Source organism: Pseudonocardia sp. WMMC193 (genome assembly GCF_021728735.1).
GTDB classification, from domain to species: Bacteria; Actinomycetota; Actinomycetes; order Mycobacteriales; family Pseudonocardiaceae; genus Pseudonocardia; species Pseudonocardia oroxyli.
In genome coordinates, this window is the sequence record NZ_JAKKDO010000003.1 from 969,150 (window position 1) to 993,690 (window position 24,541).

The following is a 24,541-nucleotide window of genomic DNA, read 5'->3' on the forward strand; positions in this document are numbered from 1 at the left end:
GTGAGAGTGCCTGCTCGGACGAGTGGTGACACGTGCGCGACCTGTCCGGCCCGGTCACTGCACAGGGTGACGCTCGATCGGTGACCACGTCACGCGATCGGGCGGCTTCGGGCTGTAGCTGGTGACGGAAAGCGGACATCAGCACCATCATTCACGTCAGCACCACCTACCTCACTGACACCACTGGTCCGGCTGGGCAGTGACTCCCCGCTCGCGGAGGGTCGCGGTTCGACCGGGTCTCGTCACCCACCAGGGCGACGGGGTGGTGCATGCGAAAGGCGACTGACCGATGAAGCATCGAGCCCGTAAGCACCTGACCGTCGTCGCGGCGGTGGGCGCGCTGGCCCTGCTCGGGCCCGGCGTCGCTCTCGCGTCCGGGGTCGGGTCGCAGCCGACCACCGGCGTCACCGCCCCGGCGACCGGCCTGCTGGCCCAGGAGACGACCGACGCGGCCGAGCCCGCCGCCGCCGAGCAGCCCGCAACCGAGCCCGCCGCAGCCGAGCCCGCCGCAGCCGAGCCCGCCGCCGCCGAGCCCGCCGCCGCCGAGCCCGCCGCCGCCGAGCCGGCTGCTGCCGAGCCCGCGGCCGCCGAGCCTGCCGCCGCCGAGCAGCCCGCCCAGGAGCCGACCGACGCCGCCGGCTCCGCTGCTGCCCCCGCCGCTCCGGCAGCGCCCCCCGCTCCGGCGCCCGAGCCGGACACCGCGGCGGAGATCCACGGCTGGGGTGCGCCGCTCCCGCAGTCCGACGAGTTCAACTACACCGGACAGCCCGACCCGTCGAAGTGGGTGAACATCGACGGCTGCTGGTCGGGCCACGACGGCAACGGGAAGCGCTGCGGCGCCAACAGCACGGTCGACGGCGAGAAGCTGATCCAGAAGGGCCTGCCCAACGGCGACACCGGGTGGCTCGCCTCGAAGCTCGACCAGCAGTACGGCCGCTGGGAGGCGCGCGTCCGCTCCTTCAACGACGGCGACTCCGGCAACGAGTACCACCCGCTGCTGATCGTCTGGCCGTCCTCGGACAGCTGGCCCAACGACGGGGAGTACGACTTCCTCGAGAACCAGGCCCCCGGCGAGGACTGCGCCAACGCCTTCATCCACTACCCGCACCCGAACATGCCGGTGCAGCAGGAGTTCCTCGCCGAGGACGACTGTGGTGCGCCGCTGTCCGAGTGGCACAACATCGCCTTCGAGTGGACGCCCGACCACGTGCGCGGCTACATCGACGGCAAGGAGTGGTACACCCTCAAGGACGGGGCGGGCCCCGGTGGCCGGTCGAACATCCAGGGCATGCCGTCCGGGAAGCTGACCATCCAGTTCGACAACTTCTACGGCGGCGGCATGCGCGAGGCCAGCTACGAGATCGACTGGGTCCGCATGTACACCCTCGAGCCGCAGGCGATCGCAGGCGACGCGAGCGCCGGACCCGGCGGGGCCTCCACCCCGGGTGCCACCGCGGGCCCCGGTGGGGCGAGCGCGGGCGACGACACCACCGCGCCGTCCGTCACGACCGCCCCCGACGCGACCGCACCGTCCGCCACGGCACCGTCCGCCACCGCACCGTCCGCCACAGCACCGGCCGCCACAGCACCGGCCGACACGGCGACGGCGAACGACGCACCCGCCGCGACCCAGCCCGCCGCGGCCGAGCCCGCCGGGGACTCACCGAGCGGATCGACCCCCGCCTCGGACACCGCGCCCGCGGAACCGGCGGCGACCGGCACGTCGAGCACCGGTGGCAGGTCAGAGGCGACACCGGCCGGCTGACCGGCCGCCGAGCCGCCGCAGTGGTGAGGTGCGCGTCAGGCCCCCGACCGCCGGTCGGGGGCCTGACGTGCGGAGCAGGCTCAGTCGCCGACGGCGAAGGCCGCCTCGGTGTCCGCGCTGGAGTAGGAGCGGAAGGCGATGTGGGTGTCCGTGTGCTGTACGCCCTCGACCTTGGACAGCTTCCCGGCGATCACGTCCGCGAGCTGCTCGTGCTCCTTGACCTTCACGATCGCGATCAGGTCGACGTCCCCGGCGCAGGAGTAGACCTCCGCGACCCCGTCGAGGTCCGCGATCTCCTGCGCGGTCTCGGGGATGCGGTCGGCGTCGGTGTGCACCAGGACGATCGCGGTGATCACGGGCTCTCCTTCTTCCACGGCGGCGGGCGGCAGCGCGTGAGGCGAGGCTATTGCATGCCGGCCCCCGCGAGTCACCGCACCAAGGCCTCGACCGCCGCCCGGCCCGCCGCGGTGCCCTCCCGCGCCCGGGCCGCCCAGCCTGCCCAGCGGGCGGCGCCGAAGGCCGGTTCCGCCCAGGGGTCGCAGTACACGAGCCGGGTCCCACCCGTGGTCAACCAGCGGTAGAGCAGCCGCACCTCCTCCGGCGGCGCCCCGGCCAGCGGCCCGTCGCCGGGCAGGACGGTCTGGGCGGAGGCCCGCATCGCCTCCACCACCGGCATCGGCCGCACCCCGCGGCGCGCGACGTCCGCCGCGGCGAGCCGCCCGTACCGGATCACGGCGAGCTCCCAGCCCCCACGCCCGTCCGGCCGGGCGCCGACCACCTCGGGTTGGGCGGCGAGCTCGGCGAGGGTCTGCCGCCGCTCGAGGGCGCCGATCAGCCCGACGAGCCGGTCCCGGTCCCCGGCGGCCTCCTCGAACCGCTCCCGCGCGGCCAGCTCGTCGACCGCCGACACCAGCGACGACAGCTCGTGGTCCCGCCGACCGGCCACCAGGTCCCGCCACCGCCCGACGAGCGGCGCGTACTCCTCCCGGCTCTGGAACCCCGCACAGGGCGCCCCGCACCGCCCCAGCTCGAACACCATGCACGGGGTGCCGGACGGCGACCGGGCCGGGATCCGCTGCGTGCACCGGCGCAGCGGCACGGCGTCCAGCAGGGTGTCCACCGCCGCCGTCGCCGCCTTCTGCGAGGGGAAGGGGCCCAGCGCCCCCTCCTTCGGAGCGGCGACGACGGACAGGCGGGGGAAGGCCTCCTCCGTCGCCGCGACCCACCAGGCCCGGCCGGGATTGCGGGAGCGCCGGTTGTACTTGGGCTTGTGCGCCGCGAGCAGCCGCAGCTCGCGCACCCCCGCCTCCAGCGCGTGGGCGCACACGACCGTGTCCACCCGCTCGGCGAGCGCGACCATGTCCCGGATGCGCCGCCGCTTCTCGCCCGCGGTGAAGTAGTTGCGTACCCGCCGGCGCAGGTCGCCGCTGGTCCCGACGTACAACACCTCCTCCCGGCGGCCGCGGAAGAGGTAGACCCCCGGCGCGGAGGGCACCGACTCGGCGAGATGGCGCTGCTGGCGCTGCCGCTGGGTCGGCCGGTGCGCGGACGCCTCCCGGGTGAGGGCCAGCAGCTCCTCGAGACTCTGCACCCCCAGGTTGCCGATGCGTTCGAGCAGGTGGTGGAGGACCTCGACGGTGGCCCGCGCGTCCGACAGCGCCCGGTGGTTCGGCTGGGTGCGGGTGCCGAAGTACCGCGACAGCGACCCCAGGGACACGCTGCGCAGCTCGTCCCTGGTCAGCGCCGCCCTGGCCAGCCGCGCGGTGCAGAGCACGGGCGGGCGCGGCCAGACCATGCCGTGGCGCTCGCAGGCCGAGCGGAGGAAGCCGGCGTCGAACGGGGCGTTGTGCGCCACGAACACCGCGCCGGACAGGAACTCCAGGACCGACGGCAGCACCGACTCCAGGCGGGGTGCCCGGGAGACCATCGCGGTGGTGATGCCGGTGAGCGCGACCACGTTCGGCGGGACGCCCCGCCCCGGGTCCACGAGCGTGCCCAGCTCGCCGAGCCGCTCGCCGCCGCGCACCTTCACCGCTCCGACCTCGGTGATGCCGTCCCGCTCGTGGGAGCCGCCGGTGGTCTCCAGGTCCACCACCACGAACGTGACCTCGCGCAGGGGAGTGCCGAGCTCGTCGAACGAGAGCTGGGGAGCGATCACGGGCCGAACACTAGTTCGAGCCACCGACGATTCCTCGCACGTCCGTTCGAGCGTGTCGCGACCGGGCGAATGCGTGGCTGCCCGGCCCGATCGGGGATAACCTTGTCCGATGTACCCGCAGGACGCCCCGACGCCGGACGCGTCGTCGTCCCCCGGGGTCGACTGGAACCTGCTGCCGGACCCGGTGCGCCACCGGCTCGCCGAGGTCGCGGCCACCGCCGTCGGGGAGATGCCGACGCCGGAGGTGCCGACGTCGCTGCGACCGTTCGCCCGGTTCGCCCCCGCCAAGCGCGCCCGGCTCGGGGGGACCGCCCTGGTCCGTGAGCTGCGCGAGGACGGGGCCTTCCGGACCGCCGTCGTCGCGTGGTGGGAGGAGCACCGGCCCGGTGAGCTGGCCGCGGGGCCGGACGAGCCGATCACCGCGGCCGCCGCCGCGGTGCTGACCGGCGCGCCCGAGGCCCGCGCCGCCGTCGCGTCCGTGGCCCGGCGGGGAGACGCGAGCGAGGCCCGCGCCGAGCGGGACGAGGCCCTGGCCAGGGCGGACAAGCTGCAGATCGAGGTCGAACGGCTGCGGGCCGAGCTCGCCGAGGCCCGCGACCAGGCGCGCGGCGCCGCGGCCGAGCGCGAGCACGAGTTCGGACGGCTGCGGCGCAAGGTCTCCGAGCAGGGCACCGAGCTGCGCTTCGCCCGGGACGGGATGGCCGCGCTCGAGGCCGAGGTGGCCCGGCTGCGCGCCGGGGCGGACGCGCGGCTGGAGGCCGCGTTGGCCGAGCGGGACCGCGAACGCGAGCGGGCCGAGGCCGAGCGGGCCGCCGCCCGGCGGGCCGCCGCGGAGGTCGCGTCCGCCCGGCAGGCGGCCAAGGAGGCCCGGCAGGGCGACGAGGTCCGGCTCGCGCTGCTGCTGGAGACCCTGGGCGGCGCCGTGTCCGGGCTGCGCCGCGAGCTGTCGCTCGGCGGCGGGGGCCCGCGACCGGCGGACGTCGTGGCCGGGTCCGGCGGCGTGCGCGGCGAGGCCGTGGTGAACCCGTCCGCGCTGGACGCGGTGCTCGCGCTGCCCGCGGCCCACCTGATCGTCGACGGGTACAACGTCAGCAAGACCGGCTACCCCGAGCTCCCGCTGGCCGACCAGCGGACCCGGCTGGTCACGCAGCTCGGGGCGCTCGCGGCACGCACCGGCGTCGAGGTCACCGTGGTGTTCGACGGGGCCGCCGTCATCGCCGCCCGACCCCGCGGCGCCCGCGGGGTGCGGGTGCTGTTCAGCGACGCGGGGGTGATCGCGGACGACGTGATCCGCGATCTCGTCGCCGCGGAGCCGCAGGGCAGGCCGCTGCTCGTCGCCTCGTCGGACAAGGCGGTCGCCGAGTCCGTCCGCCGCCGCGGGGCGCACTCCGTGCCCTCCTCGGTGCTGCTCGGCCGCCTCCGCGCCTGAGCGCCGCCGCCCCCGATCGCGGGTGGCCCGGAATTGTCGGTGGGTCGTCGTAGCGTGCGCCGCAGATCAGCTCAGCCGAGTTTTCCGATCGCGAGGAGTGCGACCATGATCGTCGACTGCGACAGCTGCGAGGTCCGCGGGGCGGCCTGCGGGGAGTGCGTGATCGGCGTCCTGTTGGGCGTCCCGGAGGTGCCGGGGGCGGGTGGTGCCGGGGCCGTCTCCGGTGCGGTCGACGTGCCGTCGGGCGCGCCGCAGGTACAGCTCGCCGCCGCCGAACGGCGCGCGTTGGACGTGTTGGCGGACCAGGGACTGATCCCGCGGTTGCGGGTCGTGCCCACCCGGAGCGCCCCGGTCACCGACAACGGGGGCGCCGAGACCGAAAGGCGCAACGCTGGGTAGCGAAACGGGCGATCGCGTCACCCTCGGCGACGTCGTGTGGGGGAGACCGTTCGTCCCGGCCCCGTCCGGGCGAGTGCTGGACGGGTGAATGACACGTTCGTAATCTCTCCCTCGACCTCGCGTCACAGGCCGTCTCCCCAGGGCGGTCGCGCAGGTTCTCGCCGTCGGTGCCCGTCCCCGGCACCGGCCCGGATCTCCCCGTCCGGTCGCGGCGGGCCGAGGAGGGAGTCGAGCCGGCGTGGTACCCCGAGACCCGTCGACGAGGCAGGCACCGGCCGGTGCGCACCGGCCTGCGTGCACCCCTCGGCCCGCCGCGCGCAGGCGTGCCGTCCGCACCGCGATCCTGCCGGTGCTGCTCGCCGCGGGCCTCGTGCTCAGCGGGGGAGTGGCGCTCGCCCAGCCCGGCGATCCCGCCCAGCCCGGCCCCGTCCTGCCCGGCGTCCCGCTGCCCCCGTTCCCCACGGCGGACCCCGCTCCCGTGGCGCCGGACGCGCCCGTGCCACCCGGAACGGTGGCGCCGGAGGTCGCCGGGGTCCCGGCGGACCCGCCCGCCGAGCCCCCGCCGCCGCGCACCGCGGACGAGGCGCGGGACCGGCTGCGCGCCGTCCAGCACGACGCCGAGGCGCTCACCGAGCAGTGGCACGCCGCCACGGACGACTTCACCGCCAAGCAGGAGGAGGCGGACCGGCTGCGCGCGGCCGTCGACCCGCTGCGCGCCGAGGCCGACCGCGCCCGCGCGGACGAGGAGACCTACCGGCGCTCGCTGGAGGACATCACTCTCGCCTTCGCCGACGACGGCCGCCTCGACCAGTTCTCCGCGCTGCTGACCAGCACGGACCCCCAGGCCTACCTCGACCAGATGTCCGCGTTGGAGACCCTGTCCGCGGACCGGCTCGTCGTGCTGCGGGAGCTGCACGACAAGGTGGAGCACGCCGCCCAGACCCAGGCGCAGGCGGACGAGGCGACCACGCAGGCCCAGACCGCGGCGGACGCGGCCCACCGCGCCGCGGACGACATCGCCGCCCGCAAGGCCGAGGCCGACACCCGGATCGACGAGGCCGAGGACCTGCTGCGGCGGCTGAGCCCGCGCGAGCTCCGCGAGCTGAACGGCCCCGAGGAGGACGCCCCGGACGCGGACTGGGGCACCGGGGTGGGCGCCGAGGCCCTGCGCGCGGCGGCCACCAAGCTGGGCAAGCCCTACTCGTGGGGTGCGAGCGGGCCGAACCGCTTCGACTGCTCGGGGCTCACCTCCTGGGCTTATCGGCAGGCCGGGATCACCCTGCCGCGGTCGTCGAGCGCGCAGGCGGGCGTGGGCCGGTCGGTCTCGTGGGACGAGCTGCAGCCCGGTGACCTGGTCTTCTACTACTCGCCCGTCAGCCATGTCGGCATCTACGCCGGCGGCGGGAAGATGATCAACGCGCCGCAGAGCGGGGACGTCGTCAAGTACCAGAAGGTCAACCGGAGCGTGTTCAGCGGCGCCCGCCGCGTGGGCTGACCGGCCGCCGGTACGGTCGCGCGGTGGCCCGCACCCTCCTCGTCACGAACGACTTCCCGCCGCGGCGCGGGGGGATCCAGAACTACCTGCAGGCCCTCGCCGACCGGCTCCCGCCCGGCGAGCTCGCCGTCTACGCCCCCGCCTGGGAGGGCGCCGCGGCGTTCGACGCGACGCTGCGCTACCCCGTCCACCGCCACCCGACGTCCCTGATGCTCCCGGTCCCGACGGTGGCCCGCACGGCGGCGGCGCTGGTCCGCGAGCACGGCGCCACCACCGTCTGGTTCGGTGCGGCCGCGCCGCTGGCGCTGCTCGGGCCGTCCCTGCGGAAGGTAGGCGTCGAGCGGGTGGTGGCGAGCACCCACGGGCACGAGGTGGGCTGGTCGATGGTGCCGGTCGGACGCCGGGCGCTGCGCCGGATCGGCGACGACGCCGACGCGGTCACCGTGGTCTCCCGCTACACGCGGGGCCGCTTCGCCTCCGCCTTCGGTCCGCTCGCCGCCCTGGAGCACGTGCCGCCCGCGATCGACCCGACGGTGTTCCGACCCGACCCGCAGGCCCGCGCGGAGCTGCGCGCGCGGTACGGGCTGGGGGAGGCGCCCGTCGTCACCTGTCTGTCCCGGCTGGTCGCGCGGAAGGGGCAGGACGTGCTGATCAGGGCCCTCGGCCCGCTCCGCGCGCGGGTCCCCGGGGCCCGGCTGCTGATCGTCGGGGACGGGCCGGACCGCGCCCGGCTGCGGAGGCTGGCCCGGGGGGTCGACGGGGTGGTGTTCACCGGTGCGGTGCCGGCCGCGGAGCTGGCGGCCCACCAGGCGGTGGGGGACGCGTTCGCCCTGCCCTGCCGCACGCGCGGCGGGGGGCTCGACGTCGAGGGGCTCGGCATCGTGCTGCTGGAGGCCCAGGCCTGCGGCGTGCCCGTGGTCGCGGGGGACAGCGGCGGCGCGCCGGAGACCGTGCGGCCGGGGGAGACCGGGCACGTCGTGAACGGGCGGGACGTCGGCGCGCTCGTCGACGCCCTGGCGGACCTGCTCACCGACCCGGACCGCGCACGGAAGATGGGCGACGCGGGCCGCACCTGGATGCAGGAGTCCTGGACCTGGCCCACCCAGGTGAACCGCCTCCGTGCCCTCCTCACCTGAGCGCATTATGGAACCATAACGGCCGTTTCGCGGGCGAATTGAGCAGTTATGGTTCCATAATGCATGGGTTAGGCGGGTTGCTTGGTGTCCGCGTAGAGGGCCGCGACCTCGTCGGCGTACTTCTCGCTCACCACGTTCCGCTTGACCTTCAACGTCGGGGTGATCTCCCCGCCCGCCTCGGTGAAGTCCACCGGGAGGATGCGGAACTTGCGGATCTGCTCCGCCCGCGAGACGGCCTGGTTGGCCTCCTCGACCGCCGCGGCGATCTCCCCGCGCAGCTCCGGGTCGTCGACCAGGTCGGCGGCGGACGACGGGTCGCCGTCGGTGGTCTTGCCGTTGCGCTCCCGCCAGCCCGGCAGGGCCTCCGGGTCGATGGTGATCAGCGCGGCGATGAACGGCTGGCCGTCGCCGACGACCATGCACTGCCCCACCAGCGCGTTCGCCCGCAGCCGGTCCTCGAGCACCGCGGGTGCGACGTTCTTGCCGCCCGCCGTCACCAGGATCTCCTTCTTGCGCCCGGTGATGGACAGGAAGCCCGCGTCGTCCAGCTCGCCGATGTCCCCGCTGTGGAACCAGCCGTCCTCCAGCGCCGCCGCCGTGGCCTCGGGGTTGCGCCAGTACCCGCGGAACACGATGTCCCCGGCCAGCATGATCTCCCCGTCGTCCGCGATCCGGACGGAGTGCCCGGGCACCGGACGCCCGACGGACCCGATCCGCTGCGCGCCCATCGCGTTCACGGTGATGCCCGCGGTGGTCTCGGTGAGCCCGTAGCCCTCCAGGATCGGGATGCCGACGCCGCGGAAGAAGTGGCCCAGCCGGTCACCCAGCGGCGCCGAGCCGGAGACGGCCGCGACGACGTGGTCGCCGGTGACCGCGCGCAGCTTGCCGTAGACGAGCTTGTCGAACAGCGCGTGCTTGAGCTTGAGCGCGAGCCCGGCCCCGCCGGTGTCCTGCGCCCGCGACCAGGCGATGGCCGTGTCCGCGGCGGCGTCGAAGATGCCGCCCTTGCCGCCGTCGTGCGCCTTCTGGCGGGCCGAGTTGTAGACCTTCTCGAACACCCGCGGGGCGGCGAGCAGGAACGTCGGCCGGAAGGTGCCCAGGTCCGCGACCAGGTTCTTCGTGTCCGGGGTGTGCCCGATGACCGTGCGGGAGGCGATCGCCCCGCACTGGATGACCTTGCCGAACACGTGCGCGAGGGGCAGGAACAACAGCACCGAGCCGTCCGCCGAGAGCAGCTGGTGCAGCACCTCGCGGGTGGCCGCGATCTCGGTCAGCAGGTTGCGGTGGGTCAGCTCGCAGCCCTTGGGCCGCCCGGTGGTGCCGGAGGTGTAGATGAGCGTGGCGAGGTCGTCCGCGCGCACAGCCCGACGGCGCGCGTGCACCTGCGCCTCGTCGACGCCCGCGCCCTCCTCGACGAGGCCGGCCACCGCGCCGTCCTCGATGATCTTCACGAAGCCCGCGCCCTCGACGAGGGCGGCGTGCGCCGCGGTCTCCACGACGATCCCGACGGCCCCGGAGTTCTCCAGGATCCACGCGATCTGCGACGCCGACGAGGTCTCGTAGATCGGCACGGTCACCCCGCCCACGGCGAGGATCGCGTAGTCGAGGAGCGTCCACTCGTAGCGCGTGCGCGAGAGCAGCGCGACGCGGTCGCCCGGCCCGACCCCGGCCGCGATCAGCCCCTTCGCCACCGAGACCACCTGCGCGGTGAACTCGGCGACGGTGACGGGGGTCCACTCACCCGGCGTGCGCTGCACCTTCAGCAGCGTGTCGCCCGGGTTCTCCGCCTCGTGCGCGAACACCGCGTCGAGGAGATTCTCCTCCGCTCCGATCACGACGGTGGCGGGGACGCTGTACTCACGCACGATGCTGACCTCCTGGCCGGCGTTGGCAGGTTACCGGTGAGGAAAGATACCGCGTCGGATCGGTGCGAGCGAGGTCCCGTTCGTCCGGAAACGACTGATACGTCCCGTGGGAGGCCGCGATGCCGAGCGTCGATGTGGTGGACGAGACGTTCCTGGCCGTGCCGCCCGCGCGCGTCGCGCCGATCTTCGCCGACCCGGCCGCCTGGGCGCGGTTCTGGCCGGACCTGACCTGCGAGGTCCTCGCCGACCGCGGCCTCGAGGGGATGCGCTGGACCGTGGGCGGTGCCCTGACGGGGAGCATGGAGGTGTGGCTGGAGCCGATGCTCGACGGCACCTGCGTCCACTACTTCCTCCGCGCCGACCCGCTGGGGCCCGACGGGCCGGCGCCGCTGCGCGGGCGCCGGGCGGTCGCGGAGGTTCGGCGCCGCCAGCGGCACGCCAAGCGCATCGCCTTCGCCCTCAAGTCACATCTGGAGCGCGGTCGCGCGCCCGGCGAGGCCCCTTAATGTGAGTCCATGCGGGTCCATGTCGTGTCCGACGTCCACGGCAACGTCGAGGGGCTGGCCCGCGCGGTCGAGGGCGCGGACGCGGTGTTCGTCCTCGGCGACCTGATCGACTTCGTGGACTACGCCGACCCCACCGCCGGGATCCTCGGTCGGGTGCTCGGCGCGGACGTCAGCCGGGAGTTCGGCCGGGTCCGGCGCTCCGGTGGGCCGGGCGAGCTGCGCGCCTTCGCCGAGCGGGCGTGGGCGGCGATACCGGACCCGGCCGCGGTGATCGCCGAAGCGGTGGACGAGCAGTACGCGCGGCTCTTCGCCGTCCTGCCCGAGAACACCTACGCCATCCCCGGCAACGTCGACGTGCCCGACCGGTGGCCGAGTGTCCCGCGGGTCACCGTGCCGGACGGGAAGGTGGTCGAGATCGGCGGCCTGCGCGTCGGATTCGTCGGCGGCGTCCCGCTGCCCGACGGGTTCCCGCCGCGCCCGCCGGGCGGCCCGTGGCGCCCGCATCTGCTGCCCGCGCAGGAGTATCGCGCCGCCGTGGACGCGATCACCGACATCGACGTGCTCTGCACGCACGCGCCGCCGGAGGTGCCGCTGCTGCACTACGACCGCGTGACCGGGCGCCGCGAGCTGCCCGGGCTGGGCCTGCGCGCCCTGATCGCCCGCGAGCGGCCGCGGACGGCGCTGTTCGGACACGTCCACCAGCCGCTCGCGCAGCGGGCGCGGGTGGGGGCCACGGAGTGCGTGAACGTCGGACACTTCCGGCGGACCGGTCAGGCGTACGTCCTGCGCTGGTGAGCGGTAACGTGCGCGTCATGGCCGACGCGACGACCTCCTCGATCACCATCGACGCCGACCCGGACACGGTGATGGCGGTCATCGCGGACTTCGAGGCGTATCCCGAGTGGGCCGACCAGGTCAAGACCGTGGAGATCCTCGCGAAGGACGGCGACCGCGCCGACCAGGTCCGCTTCTCCATGGACGCGGGCCCGATCAAGGACACCTACACCCTGGACTACGACTGGGCGGGAGACGGCCGGTCGGTGTCGTGGGTGCTGGTCAAGGGCCAGATGCAGAAGGCGCAGACCGGCTCGTACACCCTCGAGTCCACGGGCGCGGGCACCACCGTGACCTACAGCCTGGCCGTCGACCTGAACATCCCGATGATCGGCATGCTGCGGCGCAAGGCCGAGAAGGTGATCATCGATACGGCGCTGAAGGGCCTCAAGCGCCGGGTCGAGGGTCGCTGATCGCTCCGGTTCGAGGCGCGTTCCCGGCGGCCGATACCCTCGGCCCCGTGCGGGTCGTGCTGTTCACCGGCAAGGGGGGCGTCGGGAAGACGACGCTCGCGGCGGCCACCGCCGTGCGCCTGGCCCGGTCCGGCCGCAAGACGCTCGTGGTCTCCACCGACCCCGCCCACTCCCTCGGCGACGCGCTGGACACCGCGCTGGACGCCGACCCGCGCGAGCTGGAGCACGGGCTGTTCGCGGGCCACGTCGACACCCGCGTGCTGCTCGACGGGGCGTGGGCCGACCTGCAGGACCACCTGCGGACGCTGCTCGCCGGCATCGGCGTGGACGACCTGGTCGCGGACGAGCTGACCGTGCTGCCCGGCGTCGAGGACCTGCTGGCGCTGGCCGAGGTGCACCGGCTCGCGGCGTCCGGGCTGTGGGACGTCGTCGTGGTCGACTGCGGCCCCACGGCGGAGACCCTGCGGCTGCTCGGGCTGCCCGAGGCGCTCTCGGGCTACCTGGACCGCCTCTTCCCCAAGCACCGCCGCGTGCTGGCGGGGCTCGCGGGCGCGGACCGCGAGGGCTGGGAGCGCACGGTGGACGCGCTCGACGGGCTCGCCGCGCAGCTCGAGGGCCTGCGCGCGATGCTCGGCGACCGGGAGCACACCTCGATCCGGCTCGTGCTGACCCCCGAGCGGGTGGTCGCCGCCGAGACCGCGCGGACGGTCACCGCGCTCGCCCTGCACGACCTGCGGGTCGACGGCCTGGTGGTGAACCGGATGGTCCCGGCCCCGCCGCCGTCCCTGCGCGGGCCGACCGCGCGCTGGCTGCGCGAGCGCTGGACCGAGCAGCAGACCGTGCTCGCCGAGCTCACGGGCTCGTCGGGACCCGCGCAGACCGTGCCGTACACCGCGGCCGAGCCCGTGGGCGTGGAGGCCCTCGCGGCGCTCGCCGAGTCGCTGTACGGGTCGGCCGATCCCGTGGCCGTCGGGCCGGACGCGCCGCCCGCGCTGCGGGTGGAGCGGACCCGGGGCGACGGCACGGACCCGGACTCGGAGTTCGAGCTCGCGCTGCGGCTGCCCGGCGCCGCGAGCGGGCCGCTGGACCTGACCCGGGTGGGGGACGAGCTCGTCGTCACGGTGGGGGGCACGCGGCGGCGGATCAGCCTGCCCGCCGTCCTGCGGCGGTGCGAGGTCACGGCCGCGCGCCTGCAGGGGGAGGATCTCGTGGTGACCTTCGTCCCCGACCCGGCCGTCTGGATGAGCCGGTGAGCGAGCGTGCCGGGCGCTGTCCGCACTCGGACACCCTCGCCGGGGAGTTCCGCGCGTTGGCGGACACGCTGCTGGAGCGGATCACCCCGCTGCTCGACCCCTTGCTCGATGCGGACGCGACCCCGGCGAGCTGCGCGAACTGCCCCGTGTGCGCGGTGCTGGCGCTGCTGCGCGGCGAGCGCCCCGAGCTGGCGGTGACCCTCGCGCACCACGCGGCGGGAGTGCTCGGGGCATTGCGGACGGTGCTGGACGGGTACCCGGAGGGTCCGGCACGGGAGGGGACGAACGGCGATGGCGGCACGCACGGAGCAGGCCGAAGGCGGGTCCAGCGGATCCCCGTCACCCGGGTCTGACGTGCTCACGGTCGGGGTGGACGTCGGCGGGACCAACATCCGCGCCGGCGTCGTGGACGCCCACGGCGAGATCATCGACAGCGCGGCCGCGGCCACCCCGCAGAGCGCCGACGCGCTCGAGGCGGCCATCGGCGGCTGCGTCGCCGAGCTGGCCGCACGACACGAGGTCTCCGCGGTCGGGCTCGCGGTGGCCGGGTTCATCGACGCCGACCGCGGGCTCGTCCGGTTCGCGCCGCACCTGCCCTGGCGGGACGCGCCCGTCGCGGCCCGGATGGCCGAGCGCACGGCCCTGCCGACGGTCGTCGAGCACGACGCGAACGCGGCCGCCCTCGCCGAGCGCCGCTACGGGGCCGCCGCGGGCGCGTCGACCGTGGTGTTCGTGGCGATCGGCACCGGGATCGGCGGCGCGCTGCTGCTCGACGGCGCGCTGTACCGCGGCGCGTACGGCGTGGCCCCCGAGTTCGGGCACCTGCGCGTGGTGCCGGACGGGCGGCCCTGCGCCTGCGGCAAGCGCGGCTGCTGGGAGCGGTACTGCAGCGGCACCGCGCTGGCCACGACGGCGCTGGAGCTGCTCGGGGACCCCGACCAGGGGCCGTCGGTGCTGCACCGCGAGGCCGCGCGGGACCCCGGCCGGATCACCGGGCAGCGGGTCGCGGGCGCCGCGTGGGAGGGCGACCCGCTGGCCCGCCGCGCGGTGGCGGAGCTGGGTCGGTGGCTCGGCGAGGGGCTCTCGCTGATCGCCGACGTCTTCGACCCCCAGCTGGTCGTCATCGGCGGCGGGGTGGCGGGCTCGGCGCCCCTGTTCCTGGACGAGGCCCGCGAGCACTACTCGACGATCCTCACCGGCGCGGGCGACCGTCCGCTGGCCCGCATCCGCCCGGCCCAGCTCGGCCCCGGCGCCGCGGTGGTCGGGGCCGCCGAGCTGGCTCGCGAACACCTCACCAGCCGGGCGTAGCGCTCAGACGGTCCCCTCGTCGTCCCGCGGGTCCTCGGCGGTCGGCTGCCACAGACGCATCAGCAGCCAGGTCAGGCCGCCCGCGATCGCGACCAGGCCCAGCGGCAGGCCGTACACGCCCGACATGCCGATCCACTGCGGCGCGGCGATCAGGATGATCCCCAGCGCCACCAGCACCAACCCGACGGCCGCGGCGACACCCAGCTTCGGCAGCGGCGGGGGCTCCGGCGGGATGTAGTGGTCGTCCCGGTCCGACAGCGGGTCCACCGCCGGACCCGGCCGGACCGGCGGCGCGGGCCGGACCGCCGGGGCGGGCGGCTCGATCGTCTCGGTCGCCGCGGGAACCGCCGGCGGGTCGTCCGGCCACTCGGGGACGGTGCCGTCCGCCTTCCAGGAGGCGACGATGTCGTCGAACGAGCCGACGGCGCGGTCGTCTCGATCCTGCTCGTCGCCCATGCACGCGCACCTTTCCTCGCCGGGGCTCGCGTAGACCGCCATCCTGACACGGTCGGCCCTTGTTGTCGTGCCCCGGAGCGGCTCCGTAGGCTGGCGTCCCACGCGGTGAGGAGGCCCGACGGGTGCTGTACTGGTGGTCGAAGTTCGTCCTGATCGGCCCGTTGCTCCGGATGTACTGCCGCCCCTCCATCGAGGGCATCGAGCACGTTCCCGAGCACGGGGGTGCCATTCTCGCCAGCAACCACCTGGCCGTCGCCGACTCGTTCCTGCTGCCGCTGCAGCTCAAGCGGCGCGTGACCTTCCTGGCGAAGAGCGAGTACTTCACCGAGCCCGGGTTCAAGGGGTTCCTCAAGAAGCAGTTCTTCTCCGGCGTCGGACAGGTGCCGATCGACCGGTCCGGGGGCAACGCGGCGCAGGCGGCGATGGACACGGCCGTCCGGCTGCTGAAGGAGGGCAAGCTCCTCGGGATCTACCCGGAGGGCACCCGCAGCCCCGACGGGCGGCTCTACAAGGGCAAGACGGGGGTGGCCCGGATGGCCCTGGAGGCGAACGTCCCGGTCATCCCGGTCGCCATGATCGGCACGGACAAGGTCAACCCCATCGGCTCCACGCTGTGGCGCCCCGGGCACGTGCACGTGAAGATCGGTGAGCCGCTGGACTTCTCGCGCTACGAGGGCATGGCGGGGGACCGGTTCATCGAGCGCTCCATGACCGACGAGATCATGTACTCGCTGATGGAGCTGTCGGGGCAGACCTACGTCGACCTGTACGCCGCGAGCGTCAAGGAGCGGGCGGAGCAGGCGCGCAAGGCCGCGTAGGTGGCGCTCGCCCGGTGACGCTCGGCCCGGTGCCGCCCGCCCGGTGACGCTTGGGACGGTGACGCTTGGCCCGGTGACGCTTGGGACGCCCAAGCGTCGCTGGGTGGTGCTTGGGCCGCCCAAGCGTCGTTGGGTGAGCGGGCCGGGTGATGCTTGGGACGCCCAAGCGTCGCTGGGTGGTGCTTGGGACGCCCAAGCATCGTTGGGTGAGGGGGCCGGGTGATGCTTGGGACGCCCAAGCGTCGCTGGGTGGTGCTTGGGACGCCCAAGCGTCGTTGGGTGACGGGCCCGGGTGACGCTTGGGACGCCCAAGCGTCGGTGAGTGGTGCTTGGGCGTCCCAAGCGTCAGCAGCCGCCCAAGCGTCAGCAAGTGCCCAGCGTCAGCAAGTGCCCAGCGTCAGCAAGTGCCCAGCGTCAGCCCGCGCCCCCTCAACCGGCGCGGATCGCGGCGTTCGCGGAGTCCTGGGCCTGCTGCAGCCCCTCGGCCACCGGCAGCCGTCCCGCGAAGATCTCGCCCAGGATGGGGGAGAACACCCGGGAGCCGGTGCCGAAGCGCGGGCCCGTGGGCGGGTCGATCGTGGCCGTGCCGCCGAGGGCGCCGAAGTACCCGGTCTCCACGCCGCGTTCGCGCCAGTAGTCGAAGAACTTCTGCTGCGACCCGGTGACCGCGGGCAGCGCGGCGCCACGGCCGCCGACCGGGTCCGCGCCGGGCTCGGAGCCGATCCAGTCCAGCACCCGGGCGACGGCCTCGGGGTGCGGGGTCTTCGCGTTGCCGGCCGCGACCACGCTGTTCACCACCGACACCCGGCCCGCGGGCCCGGCGACCATCGGCGCGATGGCCCAGTCGAAGGTGGCGCCGTCCGCGACGTTGCGCAGGTTGTAGGTGCCGGACTGGAAGATCGCGAGCCGACCGGCGAGGAAGGCGTCCCGCGCGTAGTCGGCGTTGTCGTTGGTGTCGTCCGCGGGCGGCGCGACGTGGTGGACGTTGATCAGGTCCACCAGGTACTGGAAGGCCTCGACGGACCGGGGCTCCGCGAACGCGAACGTGCCGTCCGCGGCCTGGAACCGCCCGCCGTTGGAGCCGATGAACTCGTAGTAGACCGCCTGCAGGTCCCGGCCGGCGTTGAACCCGTAGGTCGCCACGTTCGTCGGGTCGAACCCGGGCTCGTCCGCGCGCCGCCCGGCCGTGTCGACCGTCAGCCGGCGCAGCGCCGGGAGCAGGGTGTCCTTCGCCGGGTCGGGGCTCCAGGTCAGGGTCGTGGGGTCGACGCCCGCCTGGGCCAGCAGGGCCGTGTTGTAATAGGTGACGATCCGGCCGTCGGTCAGCGCCGGGACGCCCCACAGCCCGCCGTCTCGGGTGTACTGGTCGACCGCCGCGGGCACCCACCGCTCCGCCCGGCCCGGCAGGACCCGCTCGATGTCGAGCAGCGCGCCCGAGTCCGCGAGGGTGCCCAGGTAGGCGGAGTTGAGCCAGAAGATGTCGTCGCCCTGGCCGCGCTCGAGCTGCGCCGGGAGGCTGACGAAGTAGTCGGCGTAGGGGACGACGTCCAGGTCCACCCGGATGTCCGGGTTCTGCCGCTCGAACTCGGCGAAGGAGGTGCCGTAGGCCTTGGCGACCTGGTCGTCCCACAACCGCAGCGTGACGGTGGTGACCGGGGTCTCCCCGGGCGCGGAGCACGCGGCCAGCAGGACCGTGAGGAGGAGGGAGAGCAGCAGGGCGCGGCGGGGCATGGGAGATCCTCGCGGGAGTGGGCGTCGCCCACTGGTTCGCTCGCCGGCCCCCGAACGTTTCGCCCGACGCGCGGTCACCCGGCCCCTCGACGTAGAGTCGCGTGCTGAGAAAGGGTGGGCATGCGCTTCTTCTACGACACCGAGTTCATCGAGGACGGCACGACGATCGAGCTGGTCTCCATCGGTGTGGTCGGCGAGGACGGGCGCGAGTTCTACGCGGTGTCCACCGAGTTCGACCCCGCGCGCGCGGGGCGCTGGGTGCGGGCGAACGTACTGCCCAAGCTGCCCTCGCCCGCGGACCCGGCCTGGCGCTCGCGCGAGGCGATCAAACGGGACCTGCTGGAGTTCCTGACCGGCGCGCCCGGCGAGGTCGAGCTCTGGGCGTGGATCGCGGCGTACGACCACGTGGCGCTGTGCCAGCTGTGGGGCGCCATGCCCGCGCTGCCCCGCGCCCTGCCGCGCTTCACCCGCGAGCTGCGGCAGCGCTGGGAGGACGCGGGCAAGCCCCCGCTCCCGCCCCCCTCGTCCGACGCGCACGACGCCCTCGCCGACGCCCGCCTCAACCTGCGCCGCTGGCAGGTCATCGAGACCGCCGTCCCCACCTCGTAGCCCGCGAGTCCCCCGCTCGGGACACGCGCGTCGGACGCGACCGACCGCCAGTCGGGCGCCGCGGCCGGGTCGAATACCCTTGGTCCTCGTGAACTGGTCCGTCGACGCCCCGGTGGACGTCCTGCCCGAGCTGCCCCCGCTGTCCGCGGACCTGCGGGCCCGCTTGGACGACGCCCTGTCCCGCCCCGCCGCCCAGCAGCCGGAGTGGCCAGACCCGGCCGCGGTCGCCCACACCCGCACCGTCCTCGAGTCCGTGCCGCCGGTCGTGCTGCCCCCCGAGGTGGACCGGCTGAAGACCCGGCTGGCCGAGGTCGCGAACGGTGAGGCGTTCCTGCTGCAGGGCGGGGACTGCGCGGAGACGTTCGTCGACAACACCGAGCCGCACATCCGCGCCACCATCCGCACGCTGCTGCAGATGGCCGTCGTTCTGACCTACGGCGCGTCGCTGCCGGTGGTGAAGGTCGGCCGGATCGCCGGCCAGTACGCCAAGCCGCGCAGCTCGAACGTCGACGCGCTCGGCCTGCCGTCCTACCGCGGGGACATCGTGAACGGGTTGGCGCCCAACGAGGCGTCCCGGATCCCGGACCCGTCCCGGATGATCCGGGCCTACGCGAACGCCTCCGCCGCGATGAACCTGGTCCGCGCGCTGACCGCCACCGGCATGGCCGACCTCACGATGGTCCACGACTGGAACAAGGACTTCGTGCGGACGTCCGCGGCGGGGGAGCGGTACGAGACCGTCGCCGCGGAGATCGACCGGGCCGTGCGGTTCATGGACGCCTGCGGGGTCACCGACCACAACCTGCGCGAGGTCGAGTTCTACGCCTCGCACGAGGCCCTGCTCATGGACTACGAGCGGGCCATGCTGCGGCTGGACCTGGACCGCTCCGGCGCGTTGTACGACCTCTCCGCGCACTTCCTGTGGATCGGGGAGCGCACCCGCCAGCTCGACGGCGCGCACATCGCCTTCGCCGAGCTGCTCGCCAACCCGATCGGCCTCAAGATCGGCCCGACGACGACGCCCGAGCAGGCCGTCGAGTACGTCGAGCGCCTGGACCCGCGCAACGAGCCGGGCCGGCTCACGCTCATCTCCCGCATGGGCAACGGCAGGATCCGGGACGCGCTGCCGCCGATCGTCGAGAAGGTCACCGCCTCCGGGCACAAGGTGATCTGGCAGTGCGACCCCATGCACGGCAACACCCACGAGTCGACGACGGGCTACAAGACCCGCCACTTCGACCGGATCGTCGACGAGGTGCAGGGCTTCTTCGAGGTCCACGGCGCGCTGGGCACCCACCCGGGCGGCATCCACGTCGAGGTGACCGGCGAGGACGTCACCGAGTGCCTGGGCGGCGCGCAGGAGATCAGCGACACCGACCTCGCGGGCCGCTACGAGACCGCCTGCGACCCCAGGCTCAACACCCAGCAGAGCCTGGAACTGGCCTTCCTGGTCGCGGAGATGCTTCGCCACTGACCCCGCACTGCCACCACCGCATTATGGAACCTTGATGCGCAGGTAAGCGCTTCAATCGCGCATCAAGGTTCCATAACGCGGGCGGGGGGCGGGGAGGTTACAGGACGGTCAGGGTGACCGTGGTGCCGCGTTCCACCGTGTCGCCCGAGCTCGGGTCCACGCCGACCACCCGGGCGTTGTCGCGGGTGAAGGGCAGGCCCTCCACGACCCGGACGTCCAGGCCGAGGCCGCGCAGCTCCCGCACCGCCTGGTCGCGGCCCTCGCCGATCAGGAACGGGATGCGCACCTGCGGCGGCGGGGCCTGACCCTTGCTCAGCACCAGCGTGACGGTGCCGTTCACCGGCAGCGCGGTCCCCGCGGCCGGGTCGGTGCGCACCACGGCGCCGGACGGCACGGTGTCGCTGAACTCCCCGCCGCCCGTCGCGGGGGTGAGGTGGGCGGCCCGGACGGCCTGTTCCGCGTCCGCGACGGACGTGCCCGGGCCGATCGCGGGCACGACCGGTCTGCCCGTCGAGACCCGCAGGGTCACGGCGGCGCCGCGCAGCAGCCGGGCCTGCGCGACGGGGTCGGTGCCCGCCACGACGTCCGCCGCGACGTCGTCGTGCAGCTCCTCGGTGACCGTGGCGGCCAGGTCGGCGTCCGCGAGCAGGCGCTCGGCGGCGGCCCGGTCCAGGCCCACCACCGACGGCACCGCCGTCCAGCGGCCCGAACCGAGCCACCAGGCCGCCCCGCCCACCAGCAGGCCCAGCACCAGCACCACCGCGATCCAGATCGCGAAGGTCCGGCGGCTGCGGCGGCGGGCGATCCGATGGTCGGGTAGCGCCTCCGGGCGGGCGGCCGCGGCGGTGCCGTGCCGCCCACGGGTGCGGTCCGGGCGGTCGTCGACGACCGGCGCGAGCCGCGCGGTCTCCTCCTCCGGCAGCTCACCGCGGGTCAACGCGCGGGTGCCCCGTGGGCCGGCAGCGGGCAGGACGGCGGGTTCGGTCTCCTGCTCCTCGACCGGCTGCGCGGGCGGCAGCGGGACGGCGACGCGCGGCACGCCGAGCTCCGCGCGCAGCCGGACGAGCTCGGCGCGGAAGGCGGCGGCGTCCGCGGGGCGCCGGGCGGGGTCGCGGGAGGTGGCGCGCAGGATCAGGTCGTCGAGCTCGGGCGGCACGTCGCCCGCGATCCGGGAGGGGGCGGGCACGTCGTCGTTCACGTGGCGGTAGGCCACGGACAGCGCGTTGTCCCCGGTGTAGGGCGGGGCGCCGGTGAGCAGCTCGGAGAACAGGATGCCCGCCGCGTAGACGTCGCTGCGGGCGTCCGCCTGGCCGGTGGCGACCTGCTCGGGGGAGAGGTACGCCATGGTCCCGAGGATCATCCCGGCGTGCGACACGCCGGCCTCCGCCGCCGCTGTGACCAGCCCGAAGTCGGCGACCTTGACGGCACCGTCGGCGCCGAGCAGCACGTTCTCCGGCTTGACGTCCCGGTGGACCATGCCCAGCGCGTGCGCCTGCGCGAGCCCGGCCAACACCGGCTCCATCACCGCGAAGGCCACCGGCACCCCGAGCGCGCCGCGGTGGCGCAGCACCTCCCGCAGCGTGCCGCCCTCGACCAGCTCCATGACGAGGAACAGGGTGTCCCGGACCCGGCCCTGGTCGTGCACGTCGACGACGTTCGGGTGGTCGATCCGCGCCGCGGAGCGCGCCTCGCGCTCGAAGCGGGCCCGGAACGTGGGGTCCGCCGCCATCCGCGGGTCCATGATCTTGATCGCGACGGGGCGGTCGAGCCGGGTGTCCATCCCGCGGTGCACGGTGGACATCCCCCCACGTGCGAGGACCGGTCCCACCCGGTAGCGCGCGTCCAGCAGCGCGGCGAAGTCGGCGGGGGCGTTCACCCTTCGACGGTACCGCCCGCCCGGCGGCTCCCCGCTCGTGCCCGTCTGTGGCATCGTGACGCACGTGAGTGAGGTGCCCGCCCTGTCCGACGACGTGGCCGTCCTGCCCGCGACCGAGGTCGCCGTCATCCTGTCGATCCCCCGAACCCGGGTCCACCAGCTGATCAAGGACGGTCAGCTGCTGGGCCTGCGGCGCAACGACACCACCTGCATCCCCGCCGACTTCCTGGACGGGAACGCCGTGGTGAAGGGCCTGCCCGGCACGATCTCGCTGCTGCGAGACGGCGGCTACCCGGACGAGGACATCCTGCGCTGGCTGTTCACCGAGGACGAGAGCCTGCCCGGAACCCCGATCGCAGCCATCCGCGCGGGCCGCCACCGCGAGATCAAGCGCCGCGCCCAGGCCATGGCCTTCTGATCTGCGCCTCCGGCGCCCGTGCGTGGTAAGTGGTGCTGCAGCACCACTTACCGCTCACGAGCGCCGAAGGCGCCGAGCGGCGACGGCGCGGGCCAGGCCGGGGAGGGCGACCGCCGCGCGGCGCCCGCTCCCGACGCGCACCCGGCGGTACAGGACGTCGTAGTCCGCGGCGACGATCTCGTCGAGGATGCCGCCGTAGAGGGTGAAGGCGGTCCGCACGCAGTCCCGGGACTCGGGGGCCAGCATCGGGATCCCGGGCGCCGCCCGGCGGTAGATCGCCCGGGTGCGCGCCACGAGGTGGGCCAGCGCCCGGCGGACGCGGGGATCGACCCTGCGGCGGGTGCGGCACCACACCAGCAGGTCCCGGTCCACGCCGAAGGCGCCCAGCTCGTCCTGCGGCAGGTAGACCCGGCCGCGGTCGAGGTCCTCGCCGACGTCCCGCAGGAAGTTGGTGAGCTGGAACGCCCGGCCGAGCGCGGCGGCGGGCTCGGCGGCCTCCGCGGCGTCCGGCGAGACCGTGCCCAGCACCGGCAGCACCTGCAGCCCGATCACCGCGGCCGAGCCGAACATGTACTCGTCGAGCTCAGCCATCGTGGCGTAGGAGGTGACGTGGGTGTCCTGCCGCATCGAGGTGAGGAACGGCGCGAACAGCCGCCGGTCGATCCCGTAGCGGGACACGGTGTCGGCGACCGCGGTGATCACCGGGACCTCCGACGGGCCGCCCTCGAACGCCGCCACCAGCGCGAGCCCCAGCTCGTCGAGCCCCTCGGCCGGATCGAGGGCGCCGAGGGTGTCCACGATGTCGTCCGCGTACCGCGCGAACCCGTACAACGCGTGGATCGCGGGTCTGCGGTCGGGGGTGAGCAGCCGGGTGGCGAGGAAGTACGTGCGCCCGTGGGCGGCGTTGAGATCGCGACAGGCCCGGTAGGCACGCTGCAGCGCGGGATCGGTGATCCCGGCCGCGACGAGCTCAGGCGGCACGTGCCGGGACCGGTTTCCGCCGGGCGGTGCGGCTGAGGCCGAGCGGGTCCGGCCGCAGCAGCGAGCGCGCGGCCAGCGCCGCGAGCAGGGCGCAGACGATCAGGAACGGCCAGTTGTAGAGGGCCGTCTCGCCGCTCGGGTAGTAGGCGACCATCAGGAACAGCGAGCCGAAGACCAGCCACTGCAGGCCGCGGGCGCTCCACGGGACCATCGCCAGGATCGCCAGGCCCCAGCTCAGGTACCAGGGCAGCGTGGCGGGGGACAGCAGCGCGACGGCGAGCAGCGCGATCCCGGCGCGGCGCACCGCGTCCGGACCGCCCTCGCGGGCCTTCCACCAGTTCCACGCGATGATCGCGACCATCACGATCCCGCCGATCACCCGCAGCACGTTGATGTAGGGCTGGGGCGAGGACGTGACCACGCCGGCCAGCGCGGTGTGCAGGAGCTGCGCGAGCCCGGTGGGGATCGACAGCCAGTTGACGATCATCGACGGCGCGCTCAGCGCCGGCAGCCAGCCCAGCCCGACCTGGGCGGCCAGCGAGCAGGCGGTGAAGACCGCGAGGAACACGGCGACACCCGCCGCGCCGGCGCGCACCAGCCGTCTGAACCACGGCCCCTCGAGGTGCCCGACCCAGATCAGCACGATGAACGGCAGCGCGACACCGGCGGAGGCCTTGGTCGCCATCGCCAGCGTGACCAGCGCGATCGCCAGGACGTGCCTGCGGTTCAGCGCGGCGAGGCAGCCGACCGACAGCAGCCCGACGAGCAGCAGGTCGTTGTGCGCGCCGCCGACCAGGTGGATGACCATGACCGGGTTGGCGATCACGACCCACAGCGCGACGGACGGCCGCCCGCCCAGCCTGCGGGTGAGCTCCGGCATGGTCCAGATCAGCAGGGCCAGCCCGATGCACATGATCAGGCGGGTCCCGATGATCCCGACGATCATGTTGGAGCCCAGCTGGATGGTGACCCACGCCCACGCCTTGGCGACCAGGATGAACAGCGGGCCGTACGGCGCCGGGGTGTCCTGCCAGAAGTAGTGCACGTTGTCGGTGAACACACCCGGCATGGCCTCGGGGCCGACCGCGTACGGGTCGAACCCGAACAGCGGCAGCGCGCCCTGGGCCAGGTAGCTGTACGGGTCCCGGGTGAACAGCGGCGGCGACACGAGCATCGGCAGCATCCACAGCACGGCCGTGCTGAGCACCGCCCGCCCGCCGACCCGCCGGGCCAGCACCTCGCGGCCCAGCTTCACCCAGGCCCACGCCATGAGCACGACGCCCAGGTACATCAGCGCGGTGGCCAGCTCCCGGCCGTGCCCGTACCGCCAGAACCCCAGCGCGGAGTTCGTGAGGATCGGGTCGTGGATGAGCGTGCCGCCGCCGCCCGTGCCGCCGACCAGCAGCAGGACGCTCGCCCCGAAGCCCAGCCACAACGGGCCGGGAGGCGGGTTGCCGAGCCGGGCGCGCAGGCCGGGTCGCCCTGCCGTCGCCGGATCCGCCGGGGCGGAGAGGACAGGGGCGTCTGCGGGCTCCGGGAGGGTCGTCTCCGACCCTGCTGCCGGGCGGGTGGGCTGCGCGGTCATCTCGCCGGTCATGGTGCCACGGGGGGCCGACG

23 protein-coding genes are annotated in these 24,541 nt (G+C 74.5%); 15 read left to right on the top strand and 8 right to left on the bottom strand.

Going from position 1 to position 24,541, the window contains the following annotated elements:
• Window positions 1–289 precede the first annotated feature (289 nt).
• Window positions 290–1,765, top strand: a complete 1,476-nt coding sequence (locus tag L3X23_RS06005) for a glycoside hydrolase family 16 protein (RefSeq protein ID WP_237191126.1) — start codon at window positions 290–292, stop codon at window positions 1,763–1,765.
• A gap of 80 nt (window positions 1,766–1,845) precedes the next feature.
• Here L3X23_RS06005 and L3X23_RS06010 read toward each other — a convergent pair whose 3' ends face one another.
• A complete protein-coding gene (locus L3X23_RS06010; RefSeq protein WP_093075749.1) occupies window positions 1,846–2,121 on the bottom strand; it encodes an Lrp/AsnC family transcriptional regulator in 276 nt (91 codons plus the stop codon).
• Between the two features lie 71 nt (window positions 2,122–2,192).
• The gene (locus L3X23_RS06015; RefSeq protein ID WP_237191127.1) at window positions 2,193–3,923 is read right to left on the bottom strand and encodes a DEDD exonuclease domain-containing protein; all 1,731 of its coding nucleotides are present in this window, start codon (window positions 3,921–3,923) and stop codon (window positions 2,193–2,195) included.
• Between the two features lie 109 nt (window positions 3,924–4,032).
• Between L3X23_RS06015 and L3X23_RS06020 the strand changes: the two genes are divergently transcribed.
• The 4 genes from L3X23_RS06020 (at window position 4,033) to L3X23_RS06035 (ending at window position 8,382) form a co-directional block, all read left to right on the top strand.
• Complete coding sequence (locus tag L3X23_RS06020; protein WP_237191128.1) at window positions 4,033–5,352, top strand: NYN domain-containing protein; 1,320 nt, start codon at window positions 4,033–4,035, stop codon at window positions 5,350–5,352.
• Between the two features lie 105 nt (window positions 5,353–5,457).
• Entirely contained in the window at window positions 5,458–5,751 is a 294-nt protein-coding gene (locus L3X23_RS06025) for a hypothetical protein (protein WP_237191129.1), read from the top strand.
• 238 nt (window positions 5,752–5,989) lie between these two features.
• Window positions 5,990–7,246 carry an NlpC/P60 family protein gene (locus tag L3X23_RS36015; RefSeq protein WP_308116872.1) on the top strand — a complete coding sequence of 419 codons (1,257 nt, stop codon included), beginning with the start codon at window positions 5,990–5,992 and terminating at the stop codon, window positions 7,244–7,246.
• 23 nt (window positions 7,247–7,269) lie between these two features.
• A complete protein-coding gene (locus tag L3X23_RS06035; RefSeq protein ID WP_237191130.1) occupies window positions 7,270–8,382 on the top strand; it encodes a glycosyltransferase family 4 protein in 1,113 nt (370 codons plus the stop codon).
• Between the two features lie 68 nt (window positions 8,383–8,450).
• Here the strand turns inward: L3X23_RS06035 and L3X23_RS06040 are convergent, their stop codons facing one another.
• Window positions 8,451–10,247: a long-chain fatty acid--CoA ligase gene (locus L3X23_RS06040; protein ID WP_237191131.1), complete on the bottom strand. Its 1,797-nt coding sequence runs from the start codon at window positions 10,245–10,247 to the stop codon at window positions 8,451–8,453.
• A gap of 119 nt (window positions 10,248–10,366) precedes the next feature.
• Here L3X23_RS06040 and L3X23_RS06045 point away from each other — a divergent pair, with 119 nt between their 5' ends.
• From L3X23_RS06045 to L3X23_RS06070, 6 genes are read left to right on the top strand one after another with little or no spacing between them, the layout of a single operon-like run.
• Window positions 10,367–10,753: a polyketide cyclase / dehydrase and lipid transport gene (locus tag L3X23_RS06045; RefSeq protein ID WP_093075729.1), complete on the top strand. Its 387-nt coding sequence runs from the start codon at window positions 10,367–10,369 to the stop codon at window positions 10,751–10,753.
• A 9-nt stretch (window positions 10,754–10,762) separates the two neighbouring features.
• Window positions 10,763–11,548, top strand: a complete 786-nt coding sequence (locus tag L3X23_RS06050; protein WP_237191132.1) for a metallophosphoesterase — start codon at window positions 10,763–10,765, stop codon at window positions 11,546–11,548.
• A gap of 17 nt (window positions 11,549–11,565) precedes the next feature.
• A complete protein-coding gene (locus tag L3X23_RS06055; RefSeq protein ID WP_093075723.1) occupies window positions 11,566–12,000 on the top strand; it encodes an SRPBCC family protein in 435 nt (144 codons plus the stop codon).
• A gap of 47 nt (window positions 12,001–12,047) precedes the next feature.
• Window positions 12,048–13,253 carry an ArsA family ATPase gene (locus tag L3X23_RS06060; protein WP_237191133.1) on the top strand — a complete coding sequence of 402 codons (1,206 nt, stop codon included), beginning with the start codon at window positions 12,048–12,050 and terminating at the stop codon, window positions 13,251–13,253.
• On the top strand, window positions 13,250–13,606 hold the full coding sequence (locus L3X23_RS06065) for a hypothetical protein (protein ID WP_093075718.1): 357 nt from the start codon (window positions 13,250–13,252) through the stop codon (window positions 13,604–13,606). The genes L3X23_RS06060 and L3X23_RS06065 overlap by 4 nt, the downstream gene beginning before the upstream one ends.
• Window position 13,607: 1 nt before the next feature.
• Window positions 13,608–14,561 (top strand): ROK family protein, encoded by a 954-nt coding sequence (locus L3X23_RS06070; protein WP_237191134.1) that lies wholly within the window; start codon window positions 13,608–13,610, stop codon window positions 14,559–14,561.
• Between the two features lie 3 nt (window positions 14,562–14,564).
• On the opposite strand, the gene L3X23_RS06075 is transcribed toward L3X23_RS06070, so the two are convergent.
• Window positions 14,565–15,017, bottom strand: a complete 453-nt coding sequence (locus L3X23_RS06075; protein ID WP_237191135.1) for a hypothetical protein — start codon at window positions 15,015–15,017, stop codon at window positions 14,565–14,567.
• Window positions 15,018–15,139: 122 nt separating this feature from the next.
• Between L3X23_RS06075 and L3X23_RS06080 the strand changes: the two genes are divergently transcribed.
• Window positions 15,140–15,835 (top strand): 1-acyl-sn-glycerol-3-phosphate acyltransferase, encoded by a 696-nt coding sequence (locus tag L3X23_RS06080; protein ID WP_093075709.1) that lies wholly within the window; start codon window positions 15,140–15,142, stop codon window positions 15,833–15,835.
• Window positions 15,836–16,264: 429 nt separating this feature from the next.
• Here L3X23_RS06080 and L3X23_RS06085 read toward each other — a convergent pair whose 3' ends face one another.
• Window positions 16,265–17,566, bottom strand: a complete 1,302-nt coding sequence (locus tag L3X23_RS06085) for a sugar ABC transporter substrate-binding protein (RefSeq protein ID WP_237191136.1) — start codon at window positions 17,564–17,566, stop codon at window positions 16,265–16,267.
• Window positions 17,567–17,686: 120 nt separating this feature from the next.
• On the opposite strand from L3X23_RS06085, the gene L3X23_RS06090 reads away from it, so the two are divergent.
• Complete coding sequence (locus L3X23_RS06090) at window positions 17,687–18,175, top strand: polyadenylate-specific 3'-exoribonuclease AS (protein WP_093075704.1); 489 nt, start codon at window positions 17,687–17,689, stop codon at window positions 18,173–18,175.
• An 88-nt stretch (window positions 18,176–18,263) separates the two neighbouring features.
• Window positions 18,264–19,649 carry a class II 3-deoxy-7-phosphoheptulonate synthase gene (locus L3X23_RS06095; protein WP_237191137.1) on the top strand — a complete coding sequence of 462 codons (1,386 nt, stop codon included), beginning with the start codon at window positions 18,264–18,266 and terminating at the stop codon, window positions 19,647–19,649.
• Between the two features lie 97 nt (window positions 19,650–19,746).
• Here L3X23_RS06095 and pknB read toward each other — a convergent pair whose 3' ends face one another.
• Window positions 19,747–21,525: a Stk1 family PASTA domain-containing Ser/Thr kinase gene (gene pknB / locus L3X23_RS06100; RefSeq protein WP_237191138.1), complete on the bottom strand. Its 1,779-nt coding sequence runs from the start codon at window positions 21,523–21,525 to the stop codon at window positions 19,747–19,749.
• A 64-nt stretch (window positions 21,526–21,589) separates the two neighbouring features.
• On the opposite strand from pknB, the gene L3X23_RS06105 reads away from it, so the two are divergent.
• The gene (locus L3X23_RS06105) at window positions 21,590–21,943 is read left to right on the top strand and encodes an Rv2175c family DNA-binding protein (protein WP_374204819.1); all 354 of its coding nucleotides are present in this window, start codon (window positions 21,590–21,592) and stop codon (window positions 21,941–21,943) included.
• A gap of 54 nt (window positions 21,944–21,997) precedes the next feature.
• On the opposite strand, the gene L3X23_RS06110 is transcribed toward L3X23_RS06105, so the two are convergent.
• Window positions 21,998–22,924 carry a phytoene/squalene synthase family protein gene (locus tag L3X23_RS06110; protein ID WP_237191140.1) on the bottom strand — a complete coding sequence of 309 codons (927 nt, stop codon included), beginning with the start codon at window positions 22,922–22,924 and terminating at the stop codon, window positions 21,998–22,000.
• Complete coding sequence (gene mptB / locus L3X23_RS06115) at window positions 22,914–24,521, bottom strand: polyprenol phosphomannose-dependent alpha 1,6 mannosyltransferase MptB (RefSeq protein ID WP_237191141.1); 1,608 nt, start codon at window positions 24,519–24,521, stop codon at window positions 22,914–22,916. The genes L3X23_RS06110 and mptB overlap by 11 nt, the downstream gene beginning before the upstream one ends.
• Window positions 24,522–24,541: the final 20 nt, after the last annotated feature.